Origin of the sequence: Mesorhizobium metallidurans STM 2683 (assembly GCF_000350085.1) — a bacterium.
GTDB lineage: Bacteria > Pseudomonadota > Alphaproteobacteria > Rhizobiales > Rhizobiaceae > Mesorhizobium > Mesorhizobium metallidurans.
This window is the reverse complement of the sequence record NZ_CAUM01000022.1, coordinates 1-10337: the sequence shown is the minus strand read 5'-3', so window position 1 is coordinate 10337 and position 10337 is coordinate 1. Positions and strand designations below refer to the sequence as shown.

The following is a 10337-nucleotide window of genomic DNA, read 5'->3' as shown; positions in this document are numbered from 1 at the left end:
ATTTGGTCGAGCCACCAGTTCCTGGCATCGACACGCAGCGATTTGCTGCTTTCAGCGCCGACGAGAATCCCCCTCCCCCTTGCGGGGAGGGGTTAGGGGTGGGGGTCCCTCTTCGTCAGAATCCGTATACCAGTTCTCGGCGTGCAAAATTGGCGCCCGTCTCGTACAACTTAAGGCGCGCGGATGATCACTCTCGACGCCATCACGCTCTCCGTCCTTCAGGCTGCTCTGCAGCAGGTCTGCGACGAGATGGACCTGACCTTCTCGCGCGCCGCCTTCTCGCCGGTCATCGCCGAAGCCAACGACCGTTCCGACGGCATCTATTCGGCCGTCGATGGCTCGCTGATCGCGCAGGGCAGCCAGGGTCTGCCGGTGTTTGTCGGCGTCATGCAATATTCGACCAGAACGGTGATCGAGATGATCGCCGACGGCCGCTGCCTGCCGCCGGAGCCGGGCGACATCTACATCGTCAACGACCCCTATCTCGGCGGCACCCATCTGATGGATGTGCGCTTCGTCATGCCTGTCTATCGCCGAGAAAAGATCTTCTGCTGGCTGTCGAACACCGGCCATTGGCCCGACATTGGCGGCTCGGTGCCGGGCGGCTTTTCCGCCTCGGCGACGGCCGTCGAGCAGGAAGGCCTGCGGCTGCCGCCGGTCAAACTGTTCAAGAAGGGCGTGCTCGATCCGGAGATCTACGCCATCATCTGCTCCAACATCCGCGTCGCCGACCAGCGCATTGGCGATATCCGCGCGCAGGCGGCCGCCCTGCTGATCGGCCAGGACCGGCTCAATGGAATCCTGGATCGTTACGGTGACGAAACTGTTGTCGAAGCGATCGCCGAACTGCGCCGCCGCGCCGCCGAACAGATGCGCGCCAACATATCGGCCATCCCCGATGGCATCTACCGTTCCAAGGCCTTTGTCGATTCCGACGGGGTGGTGAATGAGCCGCTGACCATCGCGCTGGCGGTAGAGAAAAGGGGCGACACGCTGAGCTTCGATTTCGCCGGCTCGTCAAAGCCTTGCGCCGGGCCGATGAACAGCGTGCTGGCAACGACCTTGTCGTCGGTCTATCTCGCGATGCGCCATATTTTCCCGGACGTGCCGATCAGCGCCGGCGCCTTCGAGCCGCTTCACGTCAAGCGGCCGGAAGGCACCTTCCTCGACGCCAGATATCCGCGCCCGGTTTCGGGCTGCGCGGCCGAGGTGTCGCAGCGCATCGCCGAGGCGGTGTTCGCCGCCATGGTGCAGGCGCTGCCGGACAGGGTGACGGCCGCTCCCGCCGGCTCCAGCGGCAATTTCGCGCTTGGCGGCAACGACCCGGCGCGCGGCCGCGACTATGTCATGTACCAGATTTCAGGCGGCGGCTATGGCGGCAATGCCGGGCATGACGGCCTGACCAACGGCTGCTCGACCATCGGCATTTCCAAATCGCCGCCGGTCGAGATCATGGAGCAGGCCTTTCCGGTGCTCTACCGCCACTATGCCTTGCGCGAGGGCTCGGGCGGCGCCGGCAAGCATCGCGGCGGCTTCGGCCTCGCCTATGAGGTCGAAATCCTGCGCGGCGACGCGCGCGCCTCCTTCGTCATGGACCACGGCCGTTTCGGCCCGCAGGGCGCGCTCGGCGGCAAGGATGGCGCGGTCAACACGGTGACCGTGTTCCGCAACGGCGAGGCGCATGTGCCGCCGCATTTGTCCAAGGAGCAGGATATCCCGCTGCAGGCCGGTGACCGCGTGCGCGTCGGTACGCCTGGCGGTGGCGGCTATGGCGATCCCCTCCAGCGCGACGCCGATCTCGTGCTACGGGATATTGCAATGGGCTACTACACGTCCGAGGAGGCCGCCGAGAAATTCGGCGTCGCCCTCTCGGCGGACGGGCTAGCGGTCGACGACGCGGCGACGAAGGGCAAGCGCGCTGCTGGACACCACTGATCGACGACGCTGCCAACCAGCCTTGCAGCGCCGTGATCGCCGCAGCCCATGTCGTTTCCGTCTCCGCCGGGGGCATAAAAGCCCGTAGACTTGGCCCATCGACGGAGATCTGGATCATGCGTCTTTTCGGTAGTTTCGTGCTTGCCGCTTCGCTCGCTCTGGCTCTCGCCACCGGCGCTGCCTCTGCCCAGGACAAGAAACTCAAGCTCGGCACCGAAGGCGCCTATCCGCCCTTCAACTATGCCAATGCCGATGGCACGCTGGGCGGCTTCGACATCGATCTCGGCAAGGCGCTGTGCGCCGAGATGAAGACCGAATGCGAATTCGTCGTGCAGGATTTCGATGGCTCGATCCCGGCGCTTCAGGCCGGCAAGTTCGACGCCATCATCAACATCACCATCACGCCCGAGCGCGCCGAGAAGGTAGACTTCACCCACAAATACTACCAGACGCCGCCGGCCATCGCCGTGCCGAAGGATTCGACGCTATCAGGCACCTCGCCCGAGGATCTGAAAGGCAAGACGCTCGGCGTGCAGAGCGCGACGATCCACCAGAATTTCGCCGAGCAGCAATACAGCGGCTCGACCGTCAGGGCCTATCCGACCGGCGACGATGCCCGCGCCGACATGGTCAACGGACGCCTCGACGCGGTGATGGACGGCTCGATCATCCTTACCGAATGGCTGAAGAAGCCCGAAGGCGCCTGCTGCAAGCTGCTCGGCCACCTTGACCGCCGACCCCGCCATCCACGGCCCCGGCGTCGGCATCGCGCTGCAGAAGGGCAACAAGGAATTGACCGACAAGCTCAATGCCGCGATCGACGCGCTGCGCGCCAACGGAAAGTACAAGGAAATCAACGACAAATATTTTGCATTCGACGTCTACGGCAGCTGAGACCGACGACTAACGCCTTCGGCAGCGCCGTCCGGCGCTCCCGTTTCTATGAAGATGGAGACTTTCTTGGCCGAACGGCGTTCCCTTTCTACAACAGCATCGTCGGCCTGGGCGCGACCATGGGCCGGGTCGGCGGCGATTTCATCTCCGCCAGATATTACTCCGGCATTGCCGACGAGCACCTGAACACCCGCGAAAATGTCGGTGTCCAGGACCTCAGCACCATGGGCAAGATGGACATCAAGGGTCCGGAGGCCGAAGCGCTGGTCAACCATGTCATCGTCAACGATGCCGCGGCGATGAAACCTGGCCAGGTGCGTTATTCCACTATCTGCCGCGAGGATGGCGGCATCATGGACGACCTCACCGTGTTCAGGCTCGGGCCGGAACATTTCATGCTGGTGACCGGCTCGGTCAATCGCCTCAAAATGCTGCCCTGGCTATTGCATCATGCCCAGGGCCGGAAAACCTATGTCACCGACATCACCGCGGCCGTCGCCTTCCCGACCATTCAGGGGCCGCGCTCGCGCGAATTGTTGAAGGCGCTGGTCTCGGATGCCGATCTTGACAGCCTGAAGCGCTGGTCGTTTGCGTCAGGTCGCGTCGGCGAGACGAAGGTGCTGATTTCGCGCACCGGCGTGACCGGCGAGCTCGGTTTCGAGCTGTTCGTGCCGGCCGACGAGGCGACTTCCGTCTGGGACGCCCTGATGCGGACGGGGGCGGATTTCGGCCTGAAACCCTATGGCGTGCCGGCGATGTTCACGCTTGGCCTGGAGAAGGCCTATCCGGCGCACGGCATCGACATGGACGAGACGCATACGCCGTTCCATGTCGGGCTCGACCGCTGGATCAAATTCGACAAGGGCGATTTCGTCGGCCGCGAAGCGCTGCTGAAGGTGCGCGACAAGGGCCTCGACGAACGCTGGACCGGACTGATCCTCGACGGCGACATGCCTGCCGCAACCAATGCGCGGGTTCTGGCCGGCGACGAGGATGCCGGCGTCATCACCTACAGCGATCATGGCTATTCCCTCGGCAAGGTGCTGGCGACCGCGCGTTTGCGAGTGCCCTTCACCGCGATCGGCAGGGAACTCAGCATCGACATCGACGGCACGCCGACACGTGCGGTTGTGGCACCGATGCCGTTCTTCGATCCGGAAGGGGTCAGATTGAGGGCCTGATCCTTAGAAAAGATTCGCCACCTGACCGCTTCACTTCCACCGACTTGGCGGTAGCGGCCGATATTTCCCCGCACAGCTTCGGTATTCTTATCGAAAGTGGCCTCGCACCCGATCCTGTGGGTGACGCCATCGTCGGGAAAAAAGGCGTGAGGGTTTGGGATCAGTACGGTGTCGGCGAGTCGGCGCTCATTGGAGGCTCGGCGGGCGGCACTGCCGCCATCTCAAACCTGATCCGCGATCAGCCGGTACTGGTCGGGCCGGCGATATTTGGCGAAGTCGAAATTCACCTTGCGGCAGACGGAAATGAGGTCGAGATCGGCGCGATGCACGATCAACTCGTCGTCCAGCGACATCGCCTGCGCCGCGATCTCGCCGGTCGGCGCAATGATGCAGGAACCGCCGATCAAGGCCTGGCCGTCCTCGATGCCGGCCTTGGCCGCTGCCGCGACCCAGACCGTGTTCTGATAGGCGCCCGCCTGCATCGGCAGATGATTGTGGAACATGCGCAGATGCGCCAGCGCCGGCGCCTCGTCGAGCAGCAGCGGCGTGTTGTAGCCGATGAGAACGATTTCGGCGCCGTTGAGGCAGAGCATGCGGTAGGTCTCCGGCCAGCGCCGGTCGTTGCAGATGGCCATGCCGATGCGCACGCCGCGATAGGAAAACACCGGAAAGCCGAGATCGCCGGGCTCGAAATAACGCCGCTCAAGATGCACGGTCGTGCCCGGTTCCGGCTCGCTCGACCCGGGCACATGGACCTTGCGGTAGCGTCCGACAAGCTTGCCGTCCTGCCCGACCAGATCCATCGTATTGAAGCGACGTGTTTTTCCGTCCACTCGCGCCAGCTCGGCGTAGCCCAGCGCGAAGCCTGTCCTGAGGCGCGCCGCCGCATCGTAAAGGCGCTGCGTCTGCGGGCCTGGCATCGCGGGTTCGAAGAAGGCCTCGATCTCGGCCTGGTCGTCGATCCGCCAGCGAGGAAAGAAGGTGGTGAGCGCGAGTTCCGGAAACACCGCGATCTCGGCGCCGGCCGCCGCCGCCCTCTCCAGCAGCGCGATCAGCCGATCCACCGTTTCGGCCCGTTGCGCGCTTTTCTGTATCGGGCTGGTCTGGCAGACCGCGATGGTCAGGTCTCGCGCCATGCAGTCGTCTCCTCGATAGGCTGGTTTCAGGCCGCGGCGATAACCATGATCTCGACGAGGTAGCCGTCGCCGGCGAGCCTGGCCTCGACCGTTGCCCGCACCGGCATGGCGCTCTTGTCGATCCATTGATCCCAGGCGGCGTTCATCCTGTCGAAGTCGGCGACATCGCGCAGCCATATCGTGGCGCTCAGGACCTTGGTCTTGTCGCTGCCGGCCTTGGCCAGATAGGTATCGATCTTGGCCAGCACGTCGCGCGTCTGCTGCGTGGTGTCGCCCGACAGATCGTCGGCCGTCATGCCGGCCAGGTAGACAATTCCATTGTGGCTGAGCACGCGGCAGAAGCGGGGTCCATTCTCGAAGCGTTCGATGGTCATCCGGTCTTTCCTTTTCGTCGTCTTTGAAGCGAGCTGGGTCTTCAGGCCGATGCGGCTGACTCCGTCATTCTGATCCGGCCGGGCGCAAGATCGCCCGGTTCGATGCCTTGACGCAACAGCTCATCCGGCAGCCGTCCGCTGTGGATCAGATCGCGGCATGCCCTGGCGAGTGCCGGCGATGTCTTGACGCCGTAGCCGCCCTGGCCCGCCAGCCAGAAGAAGCCTTGCGCCCTGTCGTCGAACCCAACCACCGGCGAGGCGTCGCTGACGAAGCTGCGCAGGCCCGCCCATTGGTGTTCGATCCGGCGCACCTCGATCGTCGTGGCGCGTTGCAGCCGATCGACGCCGACGGCGACGTCGAAATCGTCGGGATAGGCGTCCATCGGCTCGCTCGGGGTCGCATCCGACGGCGAGACGAAAATCTGGCCGGCATCCGCCTTGAAGTAGAATTCCGCGCCGACATCGTTGACCAGCGGCCAGCCGGCAATGGCGACGCCGTCCGGCGCGGCGACATGGAAGGCGGTGCGCCGCTTCGGCACCAGGCCTATCGGCGCGACTCCAGCCAGGTTGGCGATCCTGTCTGCCCAGGCGCCGGCCGCATTGACGATTGTCGGCGCGGCGAAGCTTCCCTGGCTTGTTTGCAGAACCCAGCGATCGCCATGCCGCCCGATCGCCTTGACACCCGCATTTGTGACGATCTGGGCGCCGCGTTTGCGCGCATTGCGCAGGAAACCCTGATGCAGCTCGTTGACGTCGAGTTCGCGCGAGTCCGGCTCGACGATCGCCCCGCCGACATAGTCGGACCGCAGCACCGGCACGCGCGCCAACGCTTCCCCGGGGCTTATCAGATGGATCGACGGCACGAACTGCCTGGCCCTTTCGAGCTCCTCGTCAAGCAGACCGAGCTGATCCTGGCGCGCGATGGTCAGCATGCCGCGCGGGCGCATCAAGGGATGATCGCAAAAGCCTTGCGGCGGCGCTTCGAGGAAAGACCTGCCGGCAATCGCCAGCCGCCTGACAACAGCGTTTCCGTAATTCTCCGTGAAGCTTGCCGCCGACCGGCCGGTGGAATGGTAGCCGCAATGGCTTTCGCGCTCGAGCAGGATGACGGACGAGACAGCCGCCAGCTCATAGGCCGCGCTCGCGCCGGCAATGCCGCCGCCGATGATCACGATATCGGCCTCCCGTATAGAGGCGCTGTCCGGAGAATTCATCGGGGATCTAATAGCCGCGTTTTGGATCGACAACGTTTAACAGTTTCTCGCCGCGCTGGTAGCGGCTGATATTGTCCGCGAACAGGGCCAGGGCTTTCTGCTCCCAGCCCGCATAGGCCGACGAACAATGCGGCGTGACGATCACATTCTCATAACGCCAGAGCGGATGGTCCGTCGGCAGTGGTTCCGAAGCAAAGACATCGAGCGCCGCCCCCCTGATGCGGCCGGCATCGAGTGCCGACAGCAGTGCCGCCTCATCGACCACGCCGCCGCGCGAAACGTCGATCAGCACCGCCGACGGCTTCATTGCGGCAAACGCCGCCGCGCCGATCAATCCGCGTGTCGCCTTGAGCAACGGCACGCAACAGGCGATGAAGTCGGCTCTGCCCCACAGCGCCGGCAACGCCTCGACGCCGTGCACCTCGTCGACATCGGCGGTTGGCCTGGGTTCGGCCCGCACGCCGAGCGTCGTCATGCCCATCGCCTTCGCCCGCCGTGCCAGGGCCTGCCCGGTATGGCCAAGGCCAAGCAACAGCAAGGTCTTGCCTTGGATCGGCTCGACCGAGCCGGGAACCCAGGCCCGCGCGCGCTGATGGCTGGCGAAATTTCGAAGATTGAGCGAGAAGGACAGCATCGCCCCCAGCGCGTATTCGGCCATCATGTCGGCGGCGGCGCCGGCAGCGTTAGTTACAGTGACCTTTTCAGGGTCCCAGGGACCGAGATGGTCCGTCCCCGATCCACCGACCGACACCCATTTCACCGTCGGGCTTTGCAGCAGCGCGGATCGTGGAAAACGCTCCGTACCGTCGAAGCGTACGGAATAGACGATCTCGGCCTTTGTCCCCTCTATCGATGCGGCAAGCCCGGCGTAGCTCTCACAGGGGTGAACGGCCAACCCCGGATGCGTTTCGCGCAACAGCTTCATTGCAAGCGCCGTCGCGTTGGTGTGGAGGATTACGGTGGGGCCAACTGTCATCGCCGTGTGCTCGGGCCTTTCCGGTACGGTGAGTTTGAACCGCGGTGGGTTTGATGGCATGGGCGCTTTGGAACTTCAAATCCGCAACGCTACAGCGTCGCGCATCCTTTAGGCGTGCCAAATCACGACTCGGACGATCGTCAGTCTGAGTCGTCACTTTCGTTGCGGCCGCAGATGCCACGGCCTGAACGCCAGCCGGGCAAGGTCGCGCGAAATCTCGTCTGCCCCGACCGATGGCGGCATGAGCAAGGCCGGCTGCACGAGATTGCGCACATTGCCAGCCATGACAAGCGTATTGCGATCCGACATGCCACGCGTATCGAGCAACCTGACATCGCCCCCAGATGGTGTTCAGCTTCGCGGCCACGCGGTCCGGCATCATGTCAAGGTCGTGGCGGGCATGAACATTGGCAAGCAGACAACCGGAAGCGCCCTTCAGCCGTGTCTGAGCCAGGCCGAAAAATGTCTCGGCGCATAGATGATCCGGGATACGACTTCCGGAATAGGCATCGAGCACGATTGCGTCGTAGCGATGCCGGTCGGCACGCAGGAAAGCCGGCGCGATTCGGCGACACAACTGGTCTACTGTCTGGTCCTTGGCATCGCGGCCGTCATGTTCCTGGCAGTCTCAAGTCATCTGGTCGGCGATCCCGCCGGCGTGTCGGCCGTTACGCTGCCGCTCGGCCTGCCCTGGATCGGCGCCCATTTCCGTCTCGATGCGCTCTCGGCTTTTTCCCTGGTCGTGGTCAACCTCGGCGGCGTCTTAGCCGGCCTCTATGGACTTGGCTATGGCCGTCACGAGTCCGCGCCGCACCGCGTGCTGCCGTTCTTCCCGGCTTTCCTTGCCGGCATGAACCTCGTCGTCCTGGCCGACGATGCTTTCACCTTCCTGTTGTCCTGGGAGTTCATGTCGCTCGCCTCGTGGGCGCTCGTCATGGCGCACCATCGCGAACAGGACAATACGCGGGCAGGCTACATCTACCTGGTGATGGCGAGCTTCGGCACGCTGGCGCTGCTGCTCGCCTTCGGTTTGCTGGCCGGACCGGCAGGAACCTATACATTCGACGCGATGCGCGCCGCCGAGCCAACCCGGTTCGTCGCCGCCGCCGTTCTGGCTCTCATGCTGCTCGGCGCCGGCTCCAAGGCCGGCCTTGTTCCCCTCCATGTCTGGCTGCCGCTTGCTCATCCGGCAGCGCCGAGCCACGTCTCGGCGCTGATGAGCGGCGTCATGACCAAAGTCGCCATCTATGGCTTCGTACGCGTCATCTTCGACCTGCTCGGCGAGCCGGCGTGGTGGTCGGGGGTCGTCGTGCTTTTCCTCGGCGGCCTGACCGCGGTTCTCGGCATCCTCTACGCCTTGATGGAAAAGGACCTCAAGCGGTTGCTCGCCTATAGCACCATAGAAAACATCGGCGTCATCTTCGCGAGCCTTGGCCTCGCGCTCGCCTTCAAGGCCAACGCGATGCCGTCGGCCGCAGCACTGGCGCTCACCGCAGCACTCTTCCACGTTCTCAACCATTCCTTTTTCAAGAGCCTGCTGTTCTTTGGCGCCGGCGCCGTGCTGACCGCAACCGGCGAACGCAACATGGAGAAATTGGGCGGTCTTATCCATCGCATGCCGCTGACCAGTTTTGTCTTTCTCGTCGGCTGCGTTTCGATCTCAGCACTTCCGCCCTTCAACGGCTTCGTTTCCGAATGGCTGGCCTTCCAGGCCATCCTGCAGAGCCCCGACCTGCCGCAATGGGGCCTGAAAGTCATGGTGCCCGCGGTCGGCGGCCTGCTGGCGCTTTCGGCGGCGCTGGCCGCGGCCTGTTTCGTAAAGGCGTTCGGCATCACATTTCTCGGCCGACCACGCTCCGCGGCGATGGAGCAGGTGCGGGAGGTCGATCGCTACTCACTGGCGGCAATGTTCGTTCTCGCGGCTCTTTGTCTGCTTGCCGGCATTCTGCCGGGCCTTGTCATAGACGGAATTTCACCGGTGACGCTGTCGCTCATCGGCAACCGCATGCCGGTGCAGATGGCGCAGCCCTGGCTGTCGATCGTGCCGATCGCCGAGAGCCGCAGCTCCTACAATGGCCTGTTGGTGCTCGTGTTCATCACGATCTCCGCCTCGCTCGCGGCCGTCGTGATCCACCGCTTCGCCTCGCACGCGCTGCGTCGCGGTCCTGCCTGGGGTTGCGGCTTCCCGGATGTCACCCCGGCCGCGCAATACACGGCCGTCAGTTTCGCCCAGCCCATTCGCCGCGTCTTCGGCACATTGCGCCAGGAACGGCGGCTGCTTCGCCGGCAGCTACGCCGTCGTCGGCGGCGTGTCGGAGGTGCTGCCCGTAGATCTCCACATCCCCGGCTGCCCGCCGCCACCGATCGAGATTTTGAAGGGCCTGCTCGCCTTGCTCGAAGGGGTGAACGCAACTCACCGAGGATGAACCTGACCTCCGACTTCGTAGGGTGCGCTCAGCGACCCTTGTTCGTACAAACGGCGGCCGCAGCGACAGTATCGGCCTGACCATCAGGCATCGGCCCTGGTTCGGTGCAGCCCTTCATCGAAGCCGATCGTAATACGAAAGAGCAGCCGCGGAAGCGTCAGGAGCGCCAGGCGATCCGAACCGGCTGGCCCCTCTATCCAA

At 64.2% G+C, this 10337-nt stretch carries 8 protein-coding genes and 1 pseudogene; 4 read left to right on the top strand and 5 right to left on the bottom strand.

The genetic code is table 11. The annotated features are described in order from the left end of the window. The first annotated feature begins 183 nt into the window (after positions 1–183). From MESS2_RS04885 to MESS2_RS04875, 3 genes and pseudogenes are all read left to right on the top strand, one after another. Entirely contained in the window at positions 184–1935 is a 1752-nt protein-coding gene (locus MESS2_RS04885; RefSeq protein WP_008872981.1) for a hydantoinase B/oxoprolinase family protein, read from the top strand. A gap of 116 nt (positions 1936–2051) precedes the next feature. Continuing rightward, a pseudogene (locus MESS2_RS04880) lies at positions 2052–2829 on the top strand (ABC transporter substrate-binding protein). A gap of 119 nt (positions 2830–2948) precedes the next feature. Further along, the gene (locus MESS2_RS04875) at positions 2949–4010 is read left to right on the top strand and encodes an aminomethyl transferase family protein (protein ID WP_051069039.1); all 1062 of its coding nucleotides are present in this window, start codon (positions 2949–2951) and stop codon (positions 4008–4010) included. Positions 4011–4231: 221 nt separating this feature from the next. Here MESS2_RS04875 and MESS2_RS04870 read toward each other — a convergent pair whose 3' ends face one another. The 5 genes from MESS2_RS04870 to MESS2_RS32135 form a co-directional block, all read right to left on the bottom strand. Next, entirely contained in the window at positions 4232–5146 is a 915-nt protein-coding gene (locus MESS2_RS04870; protein WP_008872979.1) for a nitrilase-related carbon-nitrogen hydrolase, read from the bottom strand. A 26-nt stretch (positions 5147–5172) separates the two neighbouring features. After that, on the bottom strand, positions 5173–5520 hold the full coding sequence (locus MESS2_RS04865; RefSeq protein WP_008872978.1) for a RidA family protein: 348 nt from the start codon (positions 5518–5520) through the stop codon (positions 5173–5175). A gap of 41 nt (positions 5521–5561) precedes the next feature. Next, the gene (locus MESS2_RS04860) at positions 5562–6734 is read right to left on the bottom strand and encodes an NAD(P)/FAD-dependent oxidoreductase (protein WP_008872977.1); all 1173 of its coding nucleotides are present in this window, start codon (positions 6732–6734) and stop codon (positions 5562–5564) included. Positions 6735–6741: 7 nt separating this feature from the next. Continuing rightward, on the bottom strand, positions 6742–7710 hold the full coding sequence (locus tag MESS2_RS04855; RefSeq protein WP_008872976.1) for a D-2-hydroxyacid dehydrogenase: 969 nt from the start codon (positions 7708–7710) through the stop codon (positions 6742–6744). 153 nt (positions 7711–7863) lie between these two features. Next, the gene (locus tag MESS2_RS32135) at positions 7864–8019 is read right to left on the bottom strand and encodes a hypothetical protein (RefSeq protein ID WP_157357613.1); all 156 of its coding nucleotides are present in this window, start codon (positions 8017–8019) and stop codon (positions 7864–7866) included. A gap of 169 nt (positions 8020–8188) precedes the next feature. Between MESS2_RS32135 and hyfB the strand changes: the two genes are divergently transcribed. Beyond that, positions 8189–10216 carry a hydrogenase 4 subunit B gene (gene hyfB, locus MESS2_RS04850; RefSeq protein WP_008872974.1) on the top strand — a complete coding sequence of 676 codons (2028 nt, stop codon included), beginning with the start codon at positions 8189–8191 and terminating at the stop codon, positions 10214–10216. Positions 10217–10337 lie beyond the last annotated feature (121 nt).